This is a genomic window from Pseudomonas sp. RV120224-01b (assembly GCF_003208145.1).
Taxonomy (GTDB): Bacteria; Pseudomonadota; Gammaproteobacteria; order Pseudomonadales; family Pseudomonadaceae; genus Aquipseudomonas; species Aquipseudomonas monteilii.
On the sequence record NZ_QKMQ01000005.1, the window covers coordinates 21,756 to 41,447 of the forward strand.

Genomic DNA, 19,692 nt, shown 5'->3' on the forward strand with positions numbered 1-19,692 from the left:
GGTTCCAGAGGTGTATTTAGGCCTTCGTGTCAGTTTTGGGCCAATTTTGGGCCAATTCGACTCGGGGCGGCAGCTTCTCCAGCTCCCTCCAGTCCGAGGAGGAGCTGATCCATTTCGCGTAGGTAGAAAGCAACATCTCAACGCTGTGGCCAAGCTGGTTCGCTATGAACGCAGGGTTCATCCCAGACATTAGGCACATGGTTGCGTAGGTGTGGCGGGTGTCGTACTGACGGCGTTCACGGATGTTCAGCGCCTTGAGCGCTGATTTGAAGTGGCGGATTGTAACACTTGGCTCGTTGATCCACAGCCCACCTTTGCTCGGTTGGAACACAAAAGGGCTTACTGGGTGGGCCGATTTGGATGCCATGCGTCGAAGTGTCGCCATCCGCTGGGCCTGATTGATGGCGTTCAGCGCGCGCTCGTTGAGCAACACCACCCGGTGATACTTGGTCTTCGTGCGCTCCTCAGGCGCCCGATTGACGATGATCCGGCGAATCGTTGCTGATCGCTGATCCAGGTCGACATCCTCCCACTTCAGGCCCATGGCTTCGCCAGGCCGGACCCCGGTGAAGAAGCAAAACTCGAAGAACGCAGCGTAGATCTGGCAGTATTTCTGAAGAGTCGCGTAGAGGTGCGAGATAATCGTCTCTGCCTCCGACCTGGTGTAAGGGTCCACAACTTTTTTGACAACCCTAGGTTTGTCCAGTGATGCGGTGGGGTTCTTGGTGATCAAACCGTCGAAAACCGCTGTTTTGAACACGCTCGCCAGCTTGATGATTGCATTGCGCTTGACCCCGACCGACGTCCATTGAATCTGCGAGATAACTCCACGAAGCATGGTCGGCGTGATCATGTCGATCCGGCGTAAGCCGAGGTAGGGCATCCAATAGATGTTGAAGACGCTCTTGTAGTTGTCCCGGGTGCCCTGAACAATGTCTCGACTATCCAGCCACATCTGTGTGTAGGCACCCAGGCTGGGAATAGCGTCAGCAGCTTGCCGCGCCGCCTCCGAGCCCGGGAAGAGCTCGGCGTACTTCTCGTCATCAAGCAAGTTGTGCCGAATGAGGTTGACTACTTGATCACGTAAACGGCTGGCAGCTTTGATCCCCTGCGCTGTCGGGGGATGTGCGACGGTTTCCCCGCGACGCTCACCGTTCCAAGTGAAACGGATTCGGAGCGAGTCTCCTCGGATTTCAATTCCAAGGGGCAGACCCACAGGCTTTCGAGCCATTCCTCATATCTCCATCTGCTGTACATGATGTTGCGGCCGTGTCTATTCCAGACGCCCTCAGGGATCTTCCCGCGCTGGCGCCTGGTTTGAAGCGCGCGCAGCGTAATACCCAGCAGTTCGGCCATCTTCTCTTCCGTCACCTTGTCCATTTCCTGGGCAACGGCTTGTTCTTGCCCGGCATTTTCGTCGCCCGGCTTTTTCCTTTTTGAGTGCATAGGGTCTCCGCGCCGCCGGTGGCGGCAGGTTGGTGGTCAGGCCGGAATCTTTTCGAGCACCGCGTCAGCCACCTTGATAGCGGCTTGGGCGTCGTTGACGTAGGCAGAGTCGAAGCCACCGGCGTAGTGGATAACGCGCTGGCAGGCGTCCAGCGCTTTGCGCATCAGGCGCAGCGCCTGCACCAGTTCTTCCTGTAGAGCGCCTTCGGCGCGGCCGATATCCCAGAACTCTTGGCCCCAGTGACCTTCCGGCGGAGGGTTGCTGTTCTGCTTGCCCATGGTCAGTGAGCCGATGATTACGTCACAGAGCAGGCGCTTGTAGACGTTCTCGCCATCAAGGCCCAGGCCGCCGCGCCGCCGCAGGGTGCTCACGACCTCGTCAACGTTCAGGCCGCTGTCTTTGAGCACGATGTCGAGCTCGGGCTTGTCTTGGGTGTAGATGACCAAAGCCAGCTTGGCGCCTGGCCAGAGGTCAGCCGCGATACGCTCCAGGCAGTCGTTCGCGGTGTGGTGGAATCGTTCTGTTGCGGACATAGGGAATCCTCGCCTGCGCCTGTCGGCGGGCTCATGTGGTTTAATCGGGGTTCAAGAGGAGGAACGATATGGCCAAGGAAACTAGAAAGCCGTGGGGCTATGCAGCAGTCACCCTGATACCAACCGGTATCGGGTTCGCTTTCAGTGGGCTGATGACAGAACAGCCTGCATTCATCTACAGCGGCCTTGGCATGGCCATACCGGGTGTTCTGCTTGCCGCGACGCACTTCTGGTCGTCACGCCGGCGGGCTTGAGTTGTAGGGGGAGGGGTTAAGCAGGAATGTTCAGATCTGCAGCAACGATGCCGTGATCAACTGGAGGCGGAATCGCGTACCCGCAGGTCACCTCCAGAGCAGCCTTTTCGGTTCGGTAGCTGAGCACCACAATGGTCGGTGGTTCAGCATCGGTTTTGACGATCACGCTCCAGTATCCGAACTTTCGATGTGCCGGAGTGATTACCGCAGCGACATGGCGATCGTCGTTCATCGCGGCGCCTTCCATACCAAGTAGGCCATGTACATCAGGGGCAGGATCATTGGCATAGCTCCTTGGGAACCTGGACGGTATCGCCGAGCATCAACGCAACTACCACCCCGCAGGCCGCTATGGTTTCAGTGGTCCCGCCCATGAGCACGTCCTTATCATCGATCGTTCTCCACGCTGCCCAACAGTCCGAGCCGTGCTGAGGGGCGTGGAGGCTAATGTTGTGCTTGCGTATCAGGCCGCCGGCCAGAGCCCAGTTCTCGTGGGGGTCATAGCGCACATCGCGGATGGTGACCTCGCCGGTGTAGCGCACGAACACCCGCCATGGGTTGCCGTAAATTGGTGGTGCGAGCAGTACGTCCAGGCCTTCCGCTTTGCCGACGGCCCAGGCCAACTGTTCGCCGACTAGGTCAGCTGTCTTCACTTCTATTAGGTCAGTCATGGCTGCTCACCCGGCGGTGATGGGAGAGGCTGCCAGTGAGTAACCTGGCTATCCCAGAATTCGAAACGGCCCTTCTTCCCGGCGCGCTTATTCCAAACAGCGCAATCCGAGATCCGCCCCATGCTGTGATGATTGATCGCCACGATCACCGCAAATCCATCAAGTTCGTCAGCGGGCTGTTTGTCGCTGTATTTAATCCATTCGCTCACAGCTGATACCTCTCATCAATCCAGCGCCCAGGCGCCAGAGCGGGTGTAGGTTCGGGTTGGGTTTCGTGCGGGGAGAGCTGGCGCTGGTTGCCGGCTTGCGGGTTGATCACTGGCGCGCATTTCGTTTGCGGCTCGGGGTCAGCTCCAGCGCCGGTGACGAAGACCAGCAGGCAGAACAGGAAGGCAACTGCGATGATCTCGTCCAAGTCGAAAAGGCCGCCCGTTGCTTTACGGACTGGATCGTTGGCGCCGATCATGAATGCACCTCGGCGTTGTAGCGCTTGTAGTCCTCGCCGAACTCCCAGCAGTAGGTCGCCGGCCATGCACCACGGGTACCCTGCGGCACGATGTTGTACATGCAGTCGTAGGTGCCGTGGCCCGGGGTTGTCTTGATCCAGACATGCTCAGGACCACCCAAGCACCAGCCAGGGTGATCCGCAACGGCAGCCTTCATGAACTCTTCCAGGTTGTGGTGACCCTTGCTCATGCAGATGTAGGTGTCTTCGCCGACGCTACGTACATCAAGCGGATAGGTTTTGGATGCCATCGTGCTGCACCTTTTCAAAGTGGAAGACGACCTCAACCCCGGTCTCGGCGATCAAGCCGTAGGCCTTGGCCAGGCGGTAGATGGGGTGGTACTGGTTGAGGCTGTTTACGTGGCCGGCCAGCCAGCTGCGCCAGTCCTCCAGCTGCATGCGAGACTTGCTCAGGTTGCAGGGCACGCAGGCGGGCATCATGTTGGCCAGGTTGTGGTTCTGCATCTGCTCGGCCATCCGGTCATCAGGCAGTCGAATCACAGGGGAGAAGTGGTCGGCGTGCCAGCGATCGCCCAGGTCGTTGCCGCAGTACGCGCAGCGGCCGCCGTACTTCATGCGGACCTGCTCGCGCTCAGCTTTCTTCAGGCGCACGGATGCTCCTTGGCCGCCATATCGCGGCAGTGAATAGAGGGGAGAGGGTTTACAGCTTGGGAGTACGGATGTTCTCTTTACGCCCCGGGCAGAGCGAAGGCGCCTCTGAACTCTTGCTCCAGGTCTCGGACCTCGCGCTCAAGATCAAGGAGGTCGACGCTATCTTCTCGTTGGCCGCGACCAAGCAATGAATCGCCGTAGTGGCCAATGGCGGTGGCCGCTCGATCCAGCAGGTCTTGGATATCATTCGCCCGCACTGCTTTAAGGGGTGCACCTTGTTTGCCTGGCGCCTCCGGCTCTGCGCTGAGGGATATGGCTTTGATCCGGGTAACGAGATCGGCAGGCAAATCGAAATCGACGCCCGACCAGTGGCGCTTCTCGATGTCAGTCAGCAGCGCATCCCGCTCGGCCAGCTGGGCCCGCAAGCTGTCGCGCTCTTCCTCGAGCAGGATGATTTCGTAGCCACTGTGGCGGCACAGCTCCAGTTCACTGGCCGCCGTCGGATCAACATCGAAGTGCTGTCGCAGCTCGTCCTCTTTCCAATGGCTACCCCATTCGCCTGTGCACCCGATTTGATGGCTCCCGATGAAGTCATCCAGACCAGTCTCGGCCTCTAGCGCGATGATCATTTCAACCACCTCGGTACGACCCTGGGCGCGAGCAGCCAGCAGCTCCTGCTTCAGCCGATCAACCTCGACGGTATCGAACATAGGCCCGAACGGTGTGATGGTCTTGCCAGTTGTCGCCGCATCCCTCTCTGCCTCTTCTTTGGTCCACCAGATGGCAGTACCAACCATCCAGGCTATAGGCTCGGGGTGGGGCTGCGGGGTGGAAATGGCCTTGAGCTGTCGCAGGAAATTGGCAGCATCGCTCATGAAGCCAAGCGCGCTATCGCCTGCATAAGCCTCTTCAAGCGATTCGATGGTTGCTTGCACGCTTACCATCTCGGTGTTGCTGGATCGGTTTTCTGTGGGCATGGGGATACCTCGCGGCTATAGTTTGCGCTCTGGGGAAGGGGATCAATGGAATGCGGTTCTTGCAGAACTATTTGAAATACAGGCGTGCGCTCCGGGCGCAGGCGAAGGCAGAGAGAGAACTCGAGAAGATCTATCCGCCGAACTTGTCTTCTGATTTTGATAGCGGAGAGTTCGCAGACTACATTCGGCGAGAGGATCAGCTCTATGAATGGAAGAAGCTCATCCAGACAGACTATTTCCGGAACAAAGCGATCAATTTGAACGTGCCTATGCCGGATCAGGAAGATAAGGAAATGTACGGTACCGTCGATTGGGATGATGATCCCAAGCAGCCCAAGTATCTGACTGACAAAGGGCTTAGGGTCATCCGTGATGCAATCAGAGAGGAGCAGAGGCAGCGCCGTGAGCCAGTCAATTACTGGTTTGCAATAGTGGTTGGGGTGATTGGCTCGATAGCCGGGCTGATCTCTGCTTTCAAGTGATCAGTCCCCGCAGAAGCAGTCGATGTCTTCAGCCAGGTAGTCGAAATCGAAATCCGTCTGCTTGGCGCGCTGGTCCGCTGACCAAGCCAACACTCGGTAGTTGGGCCGGTCCTGCCGGAACACCTGACCGAACCGCTCTTCGGTGCCAGACCACCAGATCACCCTGGGAGGGGTCTTCCTGGATGGTCCTGATCAGTTTGACCGGGTCTGTACGAATGCAAGGATTGCTGCTAGTGCGTGATGGCAATATGATTCCTGCTTTTGCGCTCAGAGGTGACTGGTGAGTAAGTACATGCCCCTGGCCGATTTTCTTCGGTCCCAGACTGTTAACTCCGTTGAACTGACCTTCGCGCAAATTGATGAGCTAGTGGGCGGTCTGCCACCGGTCGCGAGAAATCACAACGCTTGGTGGGCAAATTCCAGGACTGATGATTCACACACCTGGGCGCATCTTTGGATCGAAGCTGGTTGGGAGCGCAAGTCCCTTGACTTGAGTGCAGAGGTTGTAGTTTTTGAACGGCACTCACGCGAGCAAGAGATTTCAGGCTTCTGGTGGGTCAATCATAAGCAGACTTACCAAGCCGAACTTGAAGGGGGCTACATCTGGTCACCCACAAAAAATAAAAATGGCGCTCGAAACCAGACATACATCAACCTGACGCTGGTTAGAGCCGGCGACGTTGTCATTTCCTACGCTGGAGGGCAGATCCGGGCTATCGGCGTTGCGACTTCTGTTTATACCGAACAGACGAAGCCGGAAGCCTTTGGTCAAGCCGGCCAGAATTGGTCTGATACGGGATGGTTAGTTCCTATCGAGTGGACCGTACTGGACAAGGCTGTTTTGCCTAAGGATCACATTACTGCTATTTCAAGTCTCTTGCCTGCGAAAAACTCCCCTTTGCAAGCTAATGGCAACGGTAACCAGGGATGTTACCTCGCTAGTATCTCGCCCGAGCTAGGCTCCTTCATTCTCCGCCTATCTAATAGTGCTGGGAGCGCGATTATCGAGCGGGTTCATGAACTGGAAGACCAGGTAAGAGCGGACGAAGCTGAGCGTGAAATCCAGCTAAATCAGGAACTGGCTGCTACTGAGCGCGAACAGTTGGTCCGCTCGCGTGTCGGCCAGGGAACATTCCGCCTTCAGGTACTGGACCGTGAGAAGTCGTGCCGTCTGACTGGGGTTTCCGATAAGCGATTCCTGATCGCTAGCCACATCAAACCTTGGAAGGATTGCTCGAACCTTGAGCGTTTGGACGGTAACAATGGACTCATGTTGGCGCCACATGTGGATAAGCTGTTTGACCGAGGCTGGATAACGTTCTTGGATGATGGGGAATTGCTGGTTGCCGATCCTGCGAAGGAGGTTGTGTCAGCATGGGGATTGGCGTCTGGCATGAATGTTGGGGACTTCACAGTAGAGCAGCGAGGCTACCTGAGTTACCACCGGTCTGAGGTCTATAAGGGCAAGCTCCAGTGAGATGCACAGGTCGTCGTGCGCGATGCGTTGTGCTCCGGGTGGTATGACTTCTTTCCGCGAGCTTTCGCGTGCGATGCCTGTAGGATGTCGAGCGGGGGCACATGCTCCCAGCGAGTTAGGTGTAGGTCCTGGCAAGCGGGCTGTGTAGGGGAGACGGCTACCGGCCAGTGGTTTGCTGCCCAGAGAACATGGACGCCTGCGGTGCTCCATCCGCCGAGGCCGGCGAACAGGTCGATTGCCGTGGACATGGGGATACCTTGACCTCATGGATTTCTAGATAGACTGGCCCCCGCATATCTACTGATCAGGTGAGGGCTATGGATGTGAATCGACAAGCAGCATTTCGGAAACAGGCATGGCTGGACTATTGTGGGGTTACCGCTTTGCTGCTTATCGCGCTAGCGGTACCTGCACTGTCTTTTCTAGAAGCGGCTCGGCCATCAGGTGAGTCGCTGGGAGTATGGTTTCAGCGTAGTGGCGCTATCACGACCGTGTTTTCAATGTTCGCCGCAGCCACCAACAAGGTTTTGGTCGATAGGCTGCATGTACCAGGTACTTGGGGCGATGATGATGGGCTCGCCGTTCTGGAGGGGTTCAAAGTACGTCTCGCTGTAGCCAACAAGTTGTCTTTTGGACTGATCGTGATTGGCACCGTGGTTTGGGGCTACGGCGATGTGATCATCAATCGTTTAATTGCAGGCTAACCGGCCTAGCCATGCGGCACATGTGCGAATTTCAGGCCTTGGCGATGATGTCGGCCTCTGCGATCTCGCAGAAGAACGAGCAGGATGGGATCTTCTCGTTGCGGCGCACCGGGCCATCGCCGAGGTCGCGCAGGGAGAAACGCACGTTGGTGGTGCGGTTGCGGAACAGGTAGGAGCCTGGGCCCAGTTCGTCCTGGATCGCGCACAGCGCTTCGAAATCTTCAGGAAAATCCTCACGAATGGCCCGAAAGTACCCTTCGCCACCCTTCACGCAGCCTTTGCAATTGGCGTTGTCGTAGCCCATCCGGTACATCAGCGGCAGCTCGATGCCGGCGCGCAGCAGAATTGCCTTGCAGTCGTCCTTGCCGAGGCCTCGATCAATCAGCGGGGCGATCACTGGGCGGTCTGGATTGCGCTCCCGGAAGTCATCCAGGCGATCTGCCTCCTCGGCGGTGTAACCGAACACCATCACGTCGCCTGGCTGCTTCCAAGTGTCGAGCAATCGCCGTTTGAGGATCTTGGTGCAGGGTGCGCCGGTTCGGCCCTTCATGTAGCGCTCGCGGCGGAACACCTCGTGAGCGTCGGCACCGTACTTCTCGTCCCGCAGGACGGTGATCGGCTGGTTGAACCATGCTTCGCAGTCCAGGGCGAACCGGCGGTTGTCCTCATGCTCATTGGCGAGGAAAGCGTTGATGATCTGCACATCGTGCGTTGTGCCGTACTCGGCGAGGGCCAGCTTCGTGGCCACCGCCGAAGCGGCGCCGCAACTGAACTGGCAGACGATTCGATTGGGCATGATGGCTCCTGGCCTGTATCATCGCTGGCGGATGAAGTGAGGTCGTCAAATGGCTGAAGAGTATTCAAAAATGCTACTTAGTATGGATGGCGCATCAGCTCTGATGGCTCAGATTTTTGGAGTGGTTGGGCTGTTTTGGATGCTTATATTCAGTCTTGTGTGCCGAGATACTGTCTCGTCAACCAAGCTGATTGGAAGCGCCTTGGTATTAGGTATGGCTTTCGCTGCTAATCACGTTGTGACTTATGGTTTGTCTATATTTATAGTGGCCACTCTGGTCACTGAGTTGCATTTTCTTGAAAAAATAGCCGCATTGTTCTGGAATAGAGACAAGTATTGGGAGCACCTTCAAAAGCAGAGTCCCGAAGCTATCGTCCAAAAAGCTGAAGCTGAAGCTTTGGAGATGCAAAGCGAGTCCTCCTCGGCTGGAAATGAACCCTCAAAAGACGATGTTAACCCAAGATCTTCTTCCAGAGAGAATGCTGAGCCCCGTGGGTATACTGACTTCAGCACTGCCAGAGATAAAACCGTCGAACAGTTGCTGAAAGCTGAAGATCGGGTACTTCAAAATCTTGTGGATTCAGGAGGTTATTTTGAAGGCGGAGAGCTGCTAAGAAGATATGCGATTCGCTACGCGGATAAGTTCGCTCAGTTTGACGGAATCATTAAGTTTGCCGACGTCCATTATGTCGTCGAGGTTAAGCATGGTGCAGCAGTGCGTAGTGCCAATAACGCGATTGCTAAAACTAAAGAACTTGCAATGATTTACAAAAAGATTACTCTTCGTCAAGGTTTGGAGGTTGGCGTCAGGCCAGTTGTGATCTTCCCTAATACGATATCAAAGGATGGGGTTGATACAGCTTCGGCAACGTTATTCGTATTTGATCCACAGGACTATCGGGTGACGAAGTGGAGTATTCATAAATGATGCATCGTGGATGTGCTGCTTTGTCCAGCAACCTTGCACAGACGCCGCCCTCGCCGGGCAGGCGTTATCGTTGAATAGGGGAAGGCAGTGGGCCGCGTGAGCTATAGTGCGGCTCAAAAAAGGAGGCGTTATGTATTGGTTGCTAGCGGCCGTTCCGGTCTTTATTTATTGGGTTTTTCAGAATGACAGGTCGCACAACCGCACCATTCGTGAGTGCTACGAGTTAAGAGAGGAGTTGAAAGAGCTCCGGCAGCGGGTGGCTTCACTCGAAATCGATCTGGAGCGTGTCCAGTCAGGTAGGTAGTCTTGATCGTCTTCTGCTCCATCGTGGAGGGCGCTGGCGGGAAGCGCCGGGGTGGCGTACGTCGTTAAATTGGGCTAATGGTGAGGTGACCGGTATGGAGCCGGAAGCGGGGACTCTCAGTGGCAAAAAAACCAAGACTTACCAGGGCTGAGCGGCATCAAAAGAAGCATCAGTTTGACGATCTCGCTGCTCTTCTTGAGGCAACTCCGGTTGAGTACCGGGCGAAGCTCTACGAGAAGATAGAGCGAGAACGAGTAGCTGTAGCTATGGAAAAGTCAGGGAAGAAGCGCCGCGGCGGCTGGCCGTTTGTTCCCGGAAGCTTTGAGGGTGGCTCTCGCTAGTAATGAAATACCCCAGGCGGACAGCGCCGGAGGGTCAGGCGGCTTTGACCCGCCCTGCTGGGCGACGATTGCTTTGGCCGCATGGTTGATCAGGTAAAGGCGGTTGATCAGGCTGTCGCGCGGCTTGTCGATGGTGATCTCCCAGTAGTCGCAGCCCAGGCCAAGCACTTCGTGGTGCTCGCCCATGAACATGCGGGCTTGCTCGACGTAGCTGATGTCGTCGGCCTCGTTCAGGCGGTCATTCAGCGAGTCCCAGAATTCGCGGCCATCACCGCCATATTCAATGGCTGCGAGATGCTCTTTAACTACCTTCCGGAGCTCGTCCCAGCGGCTGGCCTCGTGGCGCCCACCGTCGTTGCGCATCCACTCGGGAAGGGCGCTGTACTGATCCTCGTCGATTTGCTCGCAGACCTGGTTGCATACGCCAGTCACCAGTGCCGCGCGGAAGGCTTGCTCATCAAATTCACGCTCGCGACAGTGCTCTTCGAGCTTCGAATGGATGTAGTAGCCGATGTCGTCACCGGCCAGGAACTCGATGCCGTAGGACAGTCCGACGTTGAAGGTCAGGCCGTCGATATCACCGATCGTGGCGATACCGAAGCGGGTGATCAGGATGTCGAAAGCGTAGCTGGTGATTCGCGGTGCCTTGCAGCGCCAGGCCTTCAACTGGTCAGTGTCAGCCAGCACGGTGTATTCGTGGTCCTTCAGGCACTCGGCGGCGCGGTCGCGGCGTTTGGCCTTTTCGGCTTTTCGCTGGGCGATCCATTCTTGGTGGCGTTGTTCGTCGTTCATGACTTTTCCCTGAGCATGCGCCGCCCTCCGTGGCCGGATGCGGCATGGTGGCAATTTGGTTTTTGTTAGTGTCTGATACGCGCCTGAAAAAATTCAGCAGGTGCGGAAATGAAAGAAGAACTGGTCGTGCCAGCTGTTGCTGCGCTAGTCGTAGGTCTGATCGCTGGGATAGTGTCACTGGTCGTTTCTATTCTGGCGAAGGACCAAAAGACCTCGGAATTTAGACAGGCCTGGATTGATGGACTGCGAAACGATGTATCTCAGCTCGTGGCTCACTTTGGCGTCATGAAAACTGTTGCAGGAATTGTGAGGGAGCGAACTCAGGCAGAAATTGATGACTACCTGATCAACAAGCAAGAGCAGTTTCTTGAGATTGAGATGCTCGTGTCTCGCATCCGGCTACGGTTGAATCCGGAAGAACACGTAGAAATGCTTCGATTGCTGGAAGATCTTGAAACCATTCGTGATAGCGAAATCAGCCCGCGGGCAGAGAATATTTCAGTCCAGGCTCAGGACATTCTCAAAACTGAGTGGGAGCGGGTAAAGCGAGGGGAACCGTCCTTCGTCTGGCTTAAGCGCGTCTCAAAATGGGGCGTTTTGTCAACGTTGTCCGCGGGCGCGGGTGTATGCGCCGCGATAGTCTATGAACACTTTGGTCTACCCGGAATAACCGGGTGACAGTACCTAGTCACCAGGATCCTGCTGAATCATCAGCATGCTCTTACAATAGAACGCCAGCGCCACAGATCAGAATCATGCGATCTGTAGCGCTGAGCCTGGCTATTTGGCGTCAAAGGTGCCCAGGGACAGTTTCGCGGCGGTGCCGACTTTGGAGTCGAGAACGGCCTTGAACTCCTGCGCAATGGCCTCGCGCTGGGCTTCCTCGCCGATCCAGCGCAGTTTCAGCACCGGTTGCGCGCCGCCGGTGATAACTGACAGGCGCAGGCGGATTACTTGCTCGCCCAGGCCTTCGAACGGTATGACTTTGAAATCCAGCCAAGCCGGCAGGGTTTCTTTGCTGCTTGCCTCGATCTGGTCCATGGTGCTGCGGCTGGCGCGGGTTTCACCTACGGCGTGGTCGCTCTCGGACGATGCCTTCACGGTTATGGTGCGAACTGCGGCGATCGCTTTGGCGATGCTCATGGTCTGGCCATTCTCATCGGTGGCCGACAGGTGCTGGTTCCAGTCTTCGATCCAGTCGCTCATGGCCTTCTGCACCAGGCTTTGACCGCACACTGCCTGAACGGCGGCGAATGCAGCAGAAGCCTTCAGGCGCAGCACGGCGCGGTCATCGGCATGGCCTGGTTCTTCGGCGGTACCGATGTTGAACACCACGATGCAGCTCATGTTGTCCTGATCGATGAAGCCGCGCGCTGCTGGCGCCGACCGCTCGACAACGTAGGCGCTGTAGTCAGCCAGCGAGTGGGTGGCGTAGGTACCACGGAAGCGGTTGCGGCCGGCCTGGTAGCGTTCCAAGTCAACCACGTTGAAGTTCTGCGGGACAACGGCAACCTCGCCGAGGGCCGGCAGCTTGATGCCTGCTGCAGCGACGGCGTTTTCTTGGATCAGTTCGAGAGCTTCTTTGCTGAGGGACATGCGCTTTTCCTTGTAGGTGCAGTGAGTTACGAGCGTGGGTGTACAGGTGCTTCGTCACGGGTGAAGAGCTGGTCGTGTTTTTCGGGGAACAGAGAGATGTTGCCGCCGGTACCGACGTACATCGGCGTGTCGAGGCTGGTGTTCTCGCTGCGGGTGCCGCGCTTGGTAGGCACCTTGTAGTCGAGCTTGTGCTTGATCTTCACCTGGTGGGAGTCGCCGATCTGGCTGAAGTCCAAGGTGATGGTGATCTTTCCGGCCTTGCCGTGATCGACAACACCCGCAGCTACCTCGGAGAGGGCGTGGCCAATCTGGCTGGCGAAGGCGCCGCCATTGAGCTCCTGCAGGAACTCGGTGGTGTCAGTGGGCTTGGACATTGCTGCGTCTCCTGGTGAACGATGCCGCTGGGCGGCAGATTGATGTGTTGCTGGCGCCGGCCGTGCCGGGCGCGTGCGGTGGTGCGGTTCATGCTGCTTTCTGCTGATTCCAGGCCCCGACAGCGGCAAAGATCTTTGCAGCCTCTGCTTCGTCGAGCGTTGTGTCGGTGGGTATGGCGATCCAGCCGGCCGCGACCAAGTGGTTAGGGTTGGCCGTGGCCCGCAGGTCGGTGTAGGTAGTCTCGATTAAGTCGGTCAGATGGTCGGCCCGGTAGTTGCCTTGTGGCGCGACCTCAATCGACTTGTGGTACCTCTCGCCGAGCTCTGTCCGGCACATCACGCTCAAGTAGATGGTCCATCGGTGCGGGATGTCGCACACGGCATCAACCACCTGGCGCACGCAGATTTGCTTGAGGTTTTTCCAGTTCATCAACACCTGCTGGCCGCTGGGGTCAATGTTCACGACGGCCGCGTGGTTGGCCGAGACCAAAGCCCGGCAGGTCCGCTCTAGCCGTGAGCGCATGTTGTGTGGCTTGCGCTTGCTCATTGCATGCCGCCTTGCTTGCTCGCTGCTCCTGCCTCCATAGCGTCCACGAACCGAATTGCAGTCTCGTAGGTGAAGGCGAAGCCCTGCTTGGCGCCTGTAGCGATTTCGATCACATCCCAAACTCTGTCCTTGCCCGACGCCTGATAGCGCGGGGCGCCTTTGCCAATCTTCGCAAAGGCCTCGTTGCGGGCCTCTTGGGTTCGCGCCAAGAGCGCCTTGAGCATGTCCACCTTCTCTTGGAAGGCCGGGTGCATTGTTGTCTGCATGGGTGATCCTCGGGTGGGTCAGGCGTGGTATTCGAAGGCTTCGGCCTTTCGAACGATTCGAACTTGGGCGGTGCGGCGCTCTGGCGCGCGGCGGTCGCGGCGCATGGGGTCGCTGTCGTTGATCACCGCATGCATGGCAATGAGAGCGGCGAGGGCGATGCAGAGCGGGCTGATGATCTGCTGACGCATGGCCTTGGTGACCGCCTCGATACGGCGGCCAGCTTCCAGCTTGAACAGAGCGGCCTCGATGCGGTTGGCCACGGTGCCCGGGCTGACCGCCATCTCGCGGGCGATTTCTTTAGTGGTGAGGCCTTGGGCCACCCACAGCAATGCTTCCAGCTCACGGGGAGCCAGCGCCCTGCCGAGCTGGCCAATCCATGAGCCGCAAGTGATCGTGTCCATGAGCTGTTATCTCGGTTTGGCGCCGTCCAGGGCTTCGCGCAGTTGCAGGACAAGCGCAGTGGGAATGGTAAGGGTGCGGCTGTCCTCATCGATCGAGTCCAGTGATGCAATTAAATTGCGTGACGCGGTGTGCACTGCTTCAAGCCTTGGCTTCGGTATCGAAGGCCCTTTCATCGAACCAACAGTCACTCGCTTCTTGCCGCTTGCCTGGGCTTTCTCAAGTTCGGCTCCCAGTACCTTGCCTGCACCGTCTCCGTGCTCCCGGACGACTTGCGCAGCTGTCGTAGCTGAAACGTGGCCGGCAGCTACCAGGTTCTGCACATCAGTGTTTGCGTTGCCGACAGTGAGCACCTGCTCGACGTGCTGCCGTGTCTTGCCGACTTTGGTGGCTATCTGCTCCACCGGCCAGCCGAAAGCCCGGAGGCGCTTGTAGCCTTGAGCCAGCTCCAAGGGGGAGAGCTTTTCGTTTTCCTGGCTGGTGATGATGCGTGCCACTCGATCGGCATCGCTGCCTTCGAACGCGATCACGGGCACCCAGGCTTCCAGTACCTGTGGCCTATCTTTGTTGGGCGTCCGTGGCAGACGGCCCTTGGCATCAAGCTTCAACAGCGCCCGGCGCCTGCGGTGGCCATCAACCAGCCAAACACCACCTTCGGCCCGTGGGCGAACTTCCAGCGGAGGGATTTGACCGCCTGCTGCGATGAACTCTGCGAGAGCATTGATGCTCGCTTCGAGTGCATCGCCTTCGGTGCGGAGGTTGAAACCTGGCTCCTCGTGCAGATCCTCCAGTTGAACCTTCATGGCATCGGCGCGCCGCACCTCGCCATCCTTGATCATTTGCTTGAACGACTTCGCCATTTGAGTTCACTTCCGTTGGGCTGCATTGGTCGTGACGCTCGCTGCCGTGTACCTCCCGGACCAAGGGGAGGGCGAACGTCACGACCAATGCAGTCGATAAGGTTGATGGTGGTGAGGCGTAAGTGGCGTAAGGCGCACGATGTTGAGCTTTACGGAATTGGTGCCCCGGCCTCGCTACTGGCGACAGGCCGGGGATGCTGCATCATCGGTGATTCGTTGTTTCGGGTGGGCTACCGGGTTCTCCGGCCGATGCGCGGTGACATCGACGCCACAACTTACCGCTGCCTGTCATGGTTACGGGTGCAGCCTTCAGGCTTCCTGCACCTCACGGGTGAATCGCTACCTACTTCATGGCGAGGGTTCTCCTCTGGCCGTGGTTAAGGGTTTGCCACCAAGATCCGAGGTCGATACGGCGTCGCTTAGGGAGGCTCCTGCCTATGAGCGTGCTAGCTACCTTTCCCACCTGGTGGGGTAACGCGTCGAGTTGTGTAAAGAGCGGTGGCCGGTGAGGGCCTCGGCAGTCCCCTGGTGAGTGACTGCGTGTTGATGTAAATATCACGCATCGTGTTTTTTATGTCAACACAATATGTGATTTATTTTGCCTGAGGGTGTGTTGAGGACTTTCCCTACGAGGCGGGTTCACGTTTCACGAGGCGTGATGTATGCTCATTGCAATAGCTGGATGGATATACAGTAAAGGAGATGTCTTATGTCCAAGCAGAAGAAGACGGCACCACAAGGACGCCAAGAGATGACCGGGGTAGAGCGGCTTGGGCTGCGGGTTTCGTCGATGATCAATCATCCCATTGCACAGTCTCAGCGCTGGGTGACGATCCATCGCCTGGACACGGATGGAGCCATGGAGTGGGAGGAGGTGATGGGGCTGCTGGCCGAGACGCCAGAGCTGGATCTGAGTTTCAACGACGACGAGAGCGTGACCGTTCGGTGGGAGCCGCAGAGCGCCGAAGATCGTGACGATCTGGTCGTGGAGCGTGATTGGGAGAAGGTGGAGGAAGAGGCGCCTTTCTGACTGCGCAGGGCAGGGTGAGCGGGAGGAGCTATAAATGATAATGATTTGTATTATCTTATATTGTAGAATCCCTCCCTCCACGGAGGAGCAGCTCAATGAACAGTACCCAAACCCGCTCAGCAGCATTCATCGCATGGCTTTCGCGGCACATGCGCAGACCCGTTCTCGATGAGGCAGCTTACGATCGAGCATTGCTTGAGGCGGCGAACTTGGAGCATCGGCGGCAGGTCTCGCATGTCGAATGGGTCGAGATGGTGCGCACAGCGAACAGGGCCTTGATCCAATGGTCCGTGTAGGGAGCAGGCAAAAAAAGCCCGCTTCGGGGCGGGCTTCATGCTAGCAAGATGACCTGTTAGTACTGCGACTCGATGAGCTTGCACTCGCGTACGCCGGCCTGCCCCTCCTTGCTGTCGACGATCGTCATACCGCTACGCCCGACCGCAAATCCCATTTTGATTTGCTGGTGGATGAAAACGTTCTGCCCTGGTCGGGTCTCCACCTTCAGAATGTCCGTATTCTCTCCGTCGGCAGTGATGATGTGCTTCCCTGGGGGAACCTCTTTGTACAGATAGCTGTACGCGACTGTTTTTCCCAGCTCCCTGCCATTGAGCAAGACCGGCATTTTGATGGCCGCGCCGAAGTACTCATTCCGGTAGATGTAAATGCCCGACATGTCTGGGGAGGGCGAAAACTTCTTGGCCGCTCCATCGTCATTGGTGTTGGCCATTGGTACAGAAGCGCAGCCTACCAGTGAAAGGCAGAGGAGTGCAGTGGCAGCGAGTGATCGCATCAGCGTGATCCGTTTGGTGTGGGTGGTCACGCATGATATCAAAATGCCCTCTAGCGTCACGCTTGCTGCCCATCGCGCAGCCAAAGAAAAGCCCGCACTGCTATGCGGGCTAACGTAGGGAAGCGGATGAGCTTTCACTGTGAATAGTAGGGCGTGAAAAAAGCGTGAAGGCGTAAAAAGCCCGTCGAGGCTGGCCCTTACATCATTGTGGCTGGAGGGCAGGGTGAACTACCGCCAGCACCGACGAGCTTATGATCTCTCCGGCCTCGATGACTGCGAACTGTTGCACCTTAATGGGGCGTGAGTCTCGCATCGAGTCGAACAGCACTTTCACATCCTGGGGAGCGAATGTTGAAAGATCCACCTTTCCAGGAAAGCTGTATTCGGAGTCAGTCATCTTAAGAGTGAGCGAAAGACTTGTTTTACTACGTTTGATCATCTCGATGTAAAGGGTGTCAGTGCGCGGCTCTCGAACCCTGTCCGGTGCCTCGTTATCACGGACCATCTGAAGATCCTGGGCGTCATAATGCTCTCCCTGGATCTCCATACCTGTAGCGTCCGGAGCGCCTTTGGCGATTGCGCGATAGCCTTCAACAGCGTGCGATCGCACACGAACTCCTTGGTCCGGAAGGTCTTTGTCAATAAGCGCTTTCGCGAGAATCTCAGAGAGCTTGGCGTGCTGAGCTTTATCAACCGTATCAGCTTCGATCTGATGAGTTCGAGTCGCTAACGCCGTCCACTCCTTGAACGTCAGAACCCCTGCGATTGAAAGCACAATCACTATCACGATAGAGGCTGTCTGGGCCCCCGTCAGCTTATTCATCGGAAGAACACTGAATAGCTTGTTGAGAATTTCATCCAGCGCCCCCTTTCCTTCGGTGCAGCCTTTCGATATGGAAAAGACAAGATCTAGCTCTGCTTTCTCCAGATTCGTCAGTCTCCCCTTTGATGGAGAACCATACCGGACGTCCGCATAAGCCCTCAAGATCTGATCGTGGAATTCGACAAAGCCTTCCATCAGACGAGGGGTCATGGTTCCGTGATAGCGCTCTCCTTCGATAGCCACATGAAAAATCGGCCAGCCTTTGAATCGAGGCGCTGAACATTCGCCCCGTGCAATTTTCTCAATTGCCAATATGAAGGATTCTGGGCCATCGACCAAAACGCTATCTTTCATCAACCGCATTCCTTGCAAGTATTCTATGTCGTGCTCGGGTCTTTTATCTGGAGGGACTGCCGATGCCTATGGCTGACGTCTACCTCTCTCAATACTTCCCGGCTTCACCTCTTCCTCGCACCCCGCCAACCGATCCACCCAAGTCTGCATCACCTGGCAGATCCTGATCACTGTCTGGGCGTCATACTCGTTTCCGGCTTGGCTAGACCTATGAGCCTCATCAGATAACCCCGTACCAGTGGCTCAGCACCATCAGCTCCAGGACCACTACGAACACGCATAGCAAGATGAAGCCGGGACTGAAGACCCGCTTTCGATTGGAGCCTCCGCCCAGGCAAGAAAGGTCAGCGCCGTCGGATGCAGCAACGAGGAGCCCTAGAAGGGCATAGATCCACGCCTTACTCCAGAAACCACGCTCTCGCCACTCAGTCATTCGATTCCGTCCGCACTTTCAATCCGTTGTCTTGCTTCGCCTCTGACCCCGGTAACCAGAGGGCTGTCCTGGCAAAAGACCTGGCTAGACCAGGTGGGCATTCCATACCAGGAGCACCCTGGCCTGGATGTAGGTCTCATCAACCCGGATGTCTTCAGGCGGATGATTCGTGTTGTCCGAGATCATCTTGAAATGATCGCGACCCTTCTTCTGCAGGCGCTTGATGTACTGATGGCCCTGATGGGAGAAGTAGTAGATCCCGTCGCCCACGAACTCACGGATGCTGATGTCAACGACCAGCGGGTCGCGGCTCTTGATGGTTGGCGCCATGGACTGACCGACACCCGTTATGAGCTTCAGATGGAAATGCTCTTTGAACTCCACCCCCATCTCTCGCAGGTGAGTAGGGCTGACGCGAATGTCCTGCAGCATTTCAGGGAAGTCGTGAGCTACTTCACCATCGCCCATTGCTCCGCGCACGTCGTAGTGAGCAATCCACACCTCATCGCCCACGAGGCCTGGGCGAACGAAGTCAGCCGCGACGACATTGCTGGCGCTCGGCTCCTCAGCCGCAGCAAGGAGGCGCTGACGGGCCTCTTCCGGAATGCCTTTGCCGCTCTTTGCGAGCATCTGCCTGACAAGATCAGTCGTACTCCGGGCTGGCGCCGAAACCTCGGTCACTGCCGCAGAGCTCAGGAGTAGCTCGGATTGGTCGACTCCAAGGGCAGCTGCCATAGCGGCAATATCCGCCAGCGTTGGCTCTCGCGTACCGGCTTCATAGTTTCCGACGCGTGACTGCGATTTCCAGCCGCAAGCATCTGCCAGCTGGGCCTGGGACATTCCCGTCGCTTTTCTCAAGCGCTTAATGCGCTGGCTCAGTGATTCATTCATGCGCGGGATTTCATCACGAAATGAAATACACGGCTTTCACTTATTGTGATTGATATTAACACGATGCGTGTTTATCCTGAGTGCTAGTCATTGAGGAACCCCGAATGAACAACGTTCGCAAGATCCGGGTAGCTGCGGGGATTAGCCAAGCCCGGCTATGCCGGGAGCTCCGCTGGAACCAATCGCGTCTGGCCAACTACGAGGCCGGGCGACGGTGTGTCGGCCTGGATGCGGCCCGGAAGATTGTCGCTGCGCTGAACGGGCTTGGCGCCGAGTGCAGCCTTGACGATGTCTTCCCGCCAACGGCTCGCGACCCAGAAGCAGCCTGACATTTGAATCATTACTGATCTGGCACTGAGCCAGTAGATGACCGAAACACCTGCTGATCCATCCAGTACCTGAATCGCAGGCATAAAAAAACCGGGTGGCAGCCCGGCTTCTTCAACAGCATCAAATCGAGGTCGATTATGCACTCTGCAATGGATGCAAGCAACACCGCGCCCGT

30 protein-coding genes and 1 pseudogene are annotated in these 19,692 nt (G+C 57.0%); 9 read left to right on the forward strand and 22 right to left on the reverse strand.

What is annotated here, in order from left to right; all coding sequences use genetic code 11:
* Positions 1 to 16: 16 nt before the first annotated feature.
* Positions 17 to 1,231: a site-specific integrase gene (locus N436_RS10005; RefSeq protein WP_110740899.1), complete on the reverse strand. Its 1,215-nt coding sequence runs from the start codon at positions 1,229 to 1,231 to the stop codon at positions 17 to 19.
* Positions 1,232 to 1,269: 38 nt separating this feature from the next.
* On the opposite strand from N436_RS10005, the gene N436_RS28470 reads away from it, so the two are divergent.
* Complete coding sequence (locus tag N436_RS28470; RefSeq protein WP_158286271.1) at positions 1,270 to 1,440, forward strand: hypothetical protein; 171 nt, start codon at positions 1,270 to 1,272, stop codon at positions 1,438 to 1,440.
* A 42-nt stretch (positions 1,441 to 1,482) separates the two neighbouring features.
* On the opposite strand, the gene N436_RS10010 is transcribed toward N436_RS28470, so the two are convergent.
* On the reverse strand, positions 1,483 to 1,980 hold the full coding sequence (locus N436_RS10010; RefSeq protein ID WP_110740900.1) for a hypothetical protein: 498 nt from the start codon (positions 1,978 to 1,980) through the stop codon (positions 1,483 to 1,485).
* Positions 1,981 to 2,048: 68 nt separating this feature from the next.
* On the opposite strand from N436_RS10010, the gene N436_RS10015 reads away from it, so the two are divergent.
* Complete coding sequence (locus N436_RS10015) at positions 2,049 to 2,234, forward strand: hypothetical protein (protein WP_110740901.1); 186 nt, start codon at positions 2,049 to 2,051, stop codon at positions 2,232 to 2,234.
* A gap of 16 nt (positions 2,235 to 2,250) precedes the next feature.
* On the opposite strand, the gene N436_RS10020 is transcribed toward N436_RS10015, so the two are convergent.
* The 7 genes from N436_RS10020 to N436_RS28555 form a co-directional block, all read right to left on the reverse strand.
* The gene (locus N436_RS10020; RefSeq protein WP_110812369.1) at positions 2,251 to 2,466 is read right to left on the reverse strand and encodes a hypothetical protein; all 216 of its coding nucleotides are present in this window, start codon (positions 2,464 to 2,466) and stop codon (positions 2,251 to 2,253) included.
* Positions 2,467 to 2,512: 46 nt separating this feature from the next.
* The gene (locus tag N436_RS10025) at positions 2,513 to 2,905 is read right to left on the reverse strand and encodes a phage protein NinX family protein (protein WP_110740903.1); all 393 of its coding nucleotides are present in this window, start codon (positions 2,903 to 2,905) and stop codon (positions 2,513 to 2,515) included.
* On the reverse strand, positions 2,902 to 3,114 hold the full coding sequence (locus N436_RS10030) for a DUF551 domain-containing protein (RefSeq protein ID WP_110740904.1): 213 nt from the start codon (positions 3,112 to 3,114) through the stop codon (positions 2,902 to 2,904). The genes N436_RS10025 and N436_RS10030 overlap by 4 nt, the downstream gene beginning before the upstream one ends.
* A complete protein-coding gene (locus N436_RS10035) occupies positions 3,111 to 3,371 on the reverse strand; it encodes a hypothetical protein (protein ID WP_256589907.1) in 261 nt (86 codons plus the stop codon). Before N436_RS10035 ends, N436_RS10030 begins: the two co-directional genes overlap by 4 nt.
* Positions 3,368 to 3,661, reverse strand: coding sequence for a hypothetical protein (locus tag N436_RS10040; RefSeq protein WP_110740905.1), 294 nt, complete (start codon positions 3,659 to 3,661; stop codon positions 3,368 to 3,370). Before N436_RS10040 ends, N436_RS10035 begins: the two co-directional genes overlap by 4 nt.
* Positions 3,636 to 4,022, reverse strand: coding sequence for an HNH endonuclease (locus N436_RS10045; protein WP_110740906.1), 387 nt, complete (start codon positions 4,020 to 4,022; stop codon positions 3,636 to 3,638). Before N436_RS10045 ends, N436_RS10040 begins: the two co-directional genes overlap by 26 nt.
* A gap of 77 nt (positions 4,023 to 4,099) precedes the next feature.
* Positions 4,100 to 4,999 carry a hypothetical protein gene (locus N436_RS28555; protein WP_177410877.1) on the reverse strand — a complete coding sequence of 300 codons (900 nt, stop codon included), beginning with the start codon at positions 4,997 to 4,999 and terminating at the stop codon, positions 4,100 to 4,102.
* A 59-nt stretch (positions 5,000 to 5,058) separates the two neighbouring features.
* Between N436_RS28555 and N436_RS10055 the strand changes: the two genes are divergently transcribed.
* Entirely contained in the window at positions 5,059 to 5,481 is a 423-nt protein-coding gene (locus N436_RS10055; protein ID WP_146232426.1) for a hypothetical protein, read from the forward strand.
* Here N436_RS10055 and N436_RS10060 read toward each other — a convergent pair whose 3' ends face one another.
* Positions 5,482 to 5,643, reverse strand: coding sequence for a hypothetical protein (locus N436_RS10060; RefSeq protein WP_256589908.1), 162 nt, complete (start codon positions 5,641 to 5,643; stop codon positions 5,482 to 5,484). It lies immediately after the preceding gene.
* A 130-nt stretch (positions 5,644 to 5,773) separates the two neighbouring features.
* On the opposite strand from N436_RS10060, the gene N436_RS10065 reads away from it, so the two are divergent.
* Positions 5,774 to 6,958, forward strand: coding sequence for an HNH endonuclease (locus N436_RS10065; protein ID WP_110740908.1), 1,185 nt, complete (start codon positions 5,774 to 5,776; stop codon positions 6,956 to 6,958).
* Positions 6,959 to 6,960: 2 nt separating this feature from the next.
* Here N436_RS10065 and N436_RS28695 read toward each other — a convergent pair.
* Positions 6,961 to 7,206: pseudogene (locus N436_RS28695) on the reverse strand (DNA cytosine methyltransferase); the annotation flags it as partial.
* 69 nt (positions 7,207 to 7,275) lie between these two features.
* Here N436_RS28695 and N436_RS28385 point away from each other — a divergent pair.
* Complete coding sequence (locus N436_RS28385; RefSeq protein WP_110812368.1) at positions 7,276 to 7,662, forward strand: hypothetical protein; 387 nt, start codon at positions 7,276 to 7,278, stop codon at positions 7,660 to 7,662.
* Positions 7,663 to 7,693: 31 nt separating this feature from the next.
* Here N436_RS28385 and N436_RS10080 read toward each other — a convergent pair whose 3' ends face one another.
* On the reverse strand, positions 7,694 to 8,458 hold the full coding sequence (locus N436_RS10080) for a hypothetical protein (RefSeq protein WP_110740910.1): 765 nt from the start codon (positions 8,456 to 8,458) through the stop codon (positions 7,694 to 7,696).
* A 49-nt stretch (positions 8,459 to 8,507) separates the two neighbouring features.
* Between N436_RS10080 and N436_RS10085 the strand changes: the two genes are divergently transcribed.
* Positions 8,508 to 9,386, forward strand: a complete 879-nt coding sequence (locus N436_RS10085; RefSeq protein ID WP_110740911.1) for a nuclease-related domain-containing protein — start codon at positions 8,508 to 8,510, stop codon at positions 9,384 to 9,386.
* Between the two features lie 579 nt (positions 9,387 to 9,965).
* Here the strand turns inward: N436_RS10085 and N436_RS10090 are convergent.
* Entirely contained in the window at positions 9,966 to 10,823 is an 858-nt protein-coding gene (locus N436_RS10090; RefSeq protein ID WP_256589909.1) for a hypothetical protein, read from the reverse strand.
* A gap of 108 nt (positions 10,824 to 10,931) precedes the next feature.
* Here N436_RS10090 and N436_RS10095 point away from each other — a divergent pair, with 108 nt between their 5' ends.
* Positions 10,932 to 11,501 (forward strand): hypothetical protein, encoded by a 570-nt coding sequence (locus N436_RS10095; protein ID WP_110740912.1) that lies wholly within the window; start codon positions 10,932 to 10,934, stop codon positions 11,499 to 11,501.
* Positions 11,502 to 11,603: 102 nt separating this feature from the next.
* On the opposite strand, the gene N436_RS10100 is transcribed toward N436_RS10095, so the two are convergent.
* The 6 genes from N436_RS10100 to N436_RS10125 all read right to left on the reverse strand — a co-directional run bounded on the left by N436_RS10100 (position 11,604) and on the right by N436_RS10125 (position 14,866).
* The gene (locus tag N436_RS10100) at positions 11,604 to 12,419 is read right to left on the reverse strand and encodes a DUF2303 family protein (protein WP_110740913.1); all 816 of its coding nucleotides are present in this window, start codon (positions 12,417 to 12,419) and stop codon (positions 11,604 to 11,606) included.
* 26 nt (positions 12,420 to 12,445) lie between these two features.
* Complete coding sequence (locus tag N436_RS10105) at positions 12,446 to 12,793, reverse strand: hypothetical protein (RefSeq protein WP_014756073.1); 348 nt, start codon at positions 12,791 to 12,793, stop codon at positions 12,446 to 12,448.
* Between the two features lie 88 nt (positions 12,794 to 12,881).
* Positions 12,882 to 13,340, reverse strand: a complete 459-nt coding sequence (locus tag N436_RS10110) for a hypothetical protein (protein WP_110740914.1) — start codon at positions 13,338 to 13,340, stop codon at positions 12,882 to 12,884.
* Positions 13,337 to 13,606, reverse strand: a complete 270-nt coding sequence (locus tag N436_RS10115; protein WP_110740915.1) for a hypothetical protein — start codon at positions 13,604 to 13,606, stop codon at positions 13,337 to 13,339. Before N436_RS10115 ends, N436_RS10110 begins: the two co-directional genes overlap by 4 nt.
* An 18-nt stretch (positions 13,607 to 13,624) precedes the next feature.
* Positions 13,625 to 14,008 (reverse strand): response regulator transcription factor, encoded by a 384-nt coding sequence (locus tag N436_RS10120; RefSeq protein WP_110740916.1) that lies wholly within the window; start codon positions 14,006 to 14,008, stop codon positions 13,625 to 13,627.
* A 6-nt stretch (positions 14,009 to 14,014) separates the two neighbouring features.
* Positions 14,015 to 14,866, reverse strand: coding sequence for a ParB N-terminal domain-containing protein (locus N436_RS10125; protein WP_110740917.1), 852 nt, complete (start codon positions 14,864 to 14,866; stop codon positions 14,015 to 14,017).
* 709 nt (positions 14,867 to 15,575) lie between these two features.
* On the opposite strand from N436_RS10125, the gene N436_RS10130 reads away from it, so the two are divergent.
* Positions 15,576 to 15,896 carry a DUF1654 domain-containing protein gene (locus N436_RS10130; RefSeq protein ID WP_110740918.1) on the forward strand — a complete coding sequence of 107 codons (321 nt, stop codon included), beginning with the start codon at positions 15,576 to 15,578 and terminating at the stop codon, positions 15,894 to 15,896.
* Between the two features lie 352 nt (positions 15,897 to 16,248).
* Here the strand turns inward: N436_RS10130 and N436_RS10140 are convergent, their stop codons facing one another.
* The 3 genes from N436_RS10140 to N436_RS10155 form a co-directional block, all read right to left on the reverse strand.
* Complete coding sequence (locus N436_RS10140) at positions 16,249 to 16,716, reverse strand: DUF2846 domain-containing protein (protein WP_146232425.1); 468 nt, start codon at positions 16,714 to 16,716, stop codon at positions 16,249 to 16,251.
* 172 nt (positions 16,717 to 16,888) lie between these two features.
* Positions 16,889 to 17,863, reverse strand: a complete 975-nt coding sequence (locus N436_RS10145; RefSeq protein WP_110740921.1) for a hypothetical protein — start codon at positions 17,861 to 17,863, stop codon at positions 16,889 to 16,891.
* A 517-nt stretch (positions 17,864 to 18,380) separates the two neighbouring features.
* On the reverse strand, positions 18,381 to 19,187 hold the full coding sequence (locus N436_RS10155) for an XRE family transcriptional regulator (RefSeq protein WP_110740923.1): 807 nt from the start codon (positions 19,185 to 19,187) through the stop codon (positions 18,381 to 18,383).
* A 104-nt stretch (positions 19,188 to 19,291) separates the two neighbouring features.
* Here N436_RS10155 and N436_RS10160 point away from each other — a divergent pair, with 104 nt between their 5' ends.
* A complete protein-coding gene (locus N436_RS10160) occupies positions 19,292 to 19,516 on the forward strand; it encodes a helix-turn-helix transcriptional regulator (protein WP_110740924.1) in 225 nt (74 codons plus the stop codon).
* Positions 19,517 to 19,692: the final 176 nt, after the last annotated feature.

Coding starts and splice junctions, on each gene's coding strand:
- N436_RS10005 (WP_110740899.1), bottom strand. CDS start 1,231: ATGGCTCGAAAGCCTGTGGGTCTGCCCCTTGGAATTGAAATCCGAGGA.
- N436_RS10010 (WP_110740900.1), bottom strand. CDS start 1,980: ATGTCCGCAACAGAACGATTCCACCACACCGCGAACGACTGCCTGGAG.
- N436_RS10015 (WP_110740901.1), top strand. CDS start 2,049: ATGGCCAAGGAAACTAGAAAGCCGTGGGGCTATGCAGCAGTCACCCTG.
- N436_RS10020 (WP_110812369.1), bottom strand. CDS start 2,466: ATGAACGACGATCGCCATGTCGCTGCGGTAATCACTCCGGCACATCGA.
- N436_RS10025 (WP_110740903.1), bottom strand. CDS start 2,905: ATGACTGACCTAATAGAAGTGAAGACAGCTGACCTAGTCGGCGAACAG.
- N436_RS10035 (WP_256589907.1), bottom strand. CDS start 3,371: ATGATCGGCGCCAACGATCCAGTCCGTAAAGCAACGGGCGGCCTTTTC.
- N436_RS10040 (WP_110740905.1), bottom strand. CDS start 3,661: ATGGCATCCAAAACCTATCCGCTTGATGTACGTAGCGTCGGCGAAGAC.
- N436_RS28555 (WP_177410877.1), bottom strand. CDS start 4,999: ATGCCCACAGAAAACCGATCCAGCAACACCGAGATGGTAAGCGTGCAA.
- N436_RS10065 (WP_110740908.1), top strand. CDS start 5,774: ATGCCCCTGGCCGATTTTCTTCGGTCCCAGACTGTTAACTCCGTTGAA.
- N436_RS28385 (WP_110812368.1), top strand. CDS start 7,276: ATGGATGTGAATCGACAAGCAGCATTTCGGAAACAGGCATGGCTGGAC.
- N436_RS10080 (WP_110740910.1), bottom strand. CDS start 8,458: ATGCCCAATCGAATCGTCTGCCAGTTCAGTTGCGGCGCCGCTTCGGCG.
- N436_RS10085 (WP_110740911.1), top strand. CDS start 8,508: ATGGCTGAAGAGTATTCAAAAATGCTACTTAGTATGGATGGCGCATCA.
- N436_RS10090 (WP_256589909.1), bottom strand. CDS start 10,823: ATGAACGACGAACAACGCCACCAAGAATGGATCGCCCAGCGAAAAGCC.
- N436_RS10095 (WP_110740912.1), top strand. CDS start 10,932: ATGAAAGAAGAACTGGTCGTGCCAGCTGTTGCTGCGCTAGTCGTAGGT.
- N436_RS10100 (WP_110740913.1), bottom strand. CDS start 12,419: ATGTCCCTCAGCAAAGAAGCTCTCGAACTGATCCAAGAAAACGCCGTC.
- N436_RS10105 (WP_014756073.1), bottom strand. CDS start 12,793: ATGTCCAAGCCCACTGACACCACCGAGTTCCTGCAGGAGCTCAATGGC.
- N436_RS10110 (WP_110740914.1), bottom strand. CDS start 13,340: ATGAGCAAGCGCAAGCCACACAACATGCGCTCACGGCTAGAGCGGACC.
- N436_RS10115 (WP_110740915.1), bottom strand. CDS start 13,606: ATGCAGACAACAATGCACCCGGCCTTCCAAGAGAAGGTGGACATGCTC.
- N436_RS10120 (WP_110740916.1), bottom strand. CDS start 14,008: ATGGACACGATCACTTGCGGCTCATGGATTGGCCAGCTCGGCAGGGCG.
- N436_RS10125 (WP_110740917.1), bottom strand. CDS start 14,866: ATGGCGAAGTCGTTCAAGCAAATGATCAAGGATGGCGAGGTGCGGCGC.
- N436_RS10130 (WP_110740918.1), top strand. CDS start 15,576: ATGTCCAAGCAGAAGAAGACGGCACCACAAGGACGCCAAGAGATGACC.
- N436_RS10145 (WP_110740921.1), bottom strand. CDS start 17,863: ATGAAAGATAGCGTTTTGGTCGATGGCCCAGAATCCTTCATATTGGCA.
- N436_RS10155 (WP_110740923.1), bottom strand. CDS start 19,187: ATGAATGAATCACTGAGCCAGCGCATTAAGCGCTTGAGAAAAGCGACG.
- N436_RS10160 (WP_110740924.1), top strand. CDS start 19,292: ATGAACAACGTTCGCAAGATCCGGGTAGCTGCGGGGATTAGCCAAGCC.